We start from the raw sequence: 487 nt of genomic DNA, 5'->3' as shown, positions 1-487 counted from the left end.
TGGTTGCGCTCCTGCGCCACCCTTGCGGCCGCTGAGCGGTGGCGCAGGAGCGCAACCATGAAACTGCTAAGCGCCGGATTGAGCAGTCTTCTCGTAGCCGGAGCCGTGTTCGCCGCTGCGGCGACTTCGTTACAGCCGGGCCGATGGCTCACCGTTCTCAGTTCGACGTCGACCGACAATGCTTATGTGCGCGGTGATGTCACGCCCATCAGTCCGAAGGTCGGCGGCTACATCATCGAGGTCGCCGTGAGTGATAACCAGGCGGTGAAAGCTGGGGACATCCTGTTCCGGATTGATGACCGCGACTATCGCGCTCGGGTTGACCAAGCTGCCGCCGGAGTGGCCATGCAGCGCGCCTTGCTCGCCAATCTATCGAGCCGGATCGACTTGCAGCGCGCTGTTATTGAACAGGCGATCGCCGCGCTACAAGGCGCCGAAGCCGACGCCAACCGCGCCGCGCGCGATTTCGAGCGGGCTGGAAAACGGA

The 487-nt window shown here is 63.7% G+C and carries 1 protein-coding gene; it reads left to right on the top strand.

What is annotated here, in order from left to right; all coding sequences use genetic code 11:
• Positions 1-57: 57 nt before the first annotated feature.
• Positions 58-487 (top strand): biotin/lipoyl-binding protein (locus EOA86_RS37925; protein ID WP_164892471.1); only part of this gene is annotated, 430 nt, incomplete at its 3' end.

The organism is Mesorhizobium sp. M5C.F.Ca.IN.020.32.2.1 (genome assembly GCF_004023105.1).
GTDB classification, from domain to species: Bacteria; Pseudomonadota; Alphaproteobacteria; order Rhizobiales; family Rhizobiaceae; genus Mesorhizobium; species Mesorhizobium wenxiniae.
This window is presented reverse-complemented; position numbering and strand designations above follow the sequence as displayed.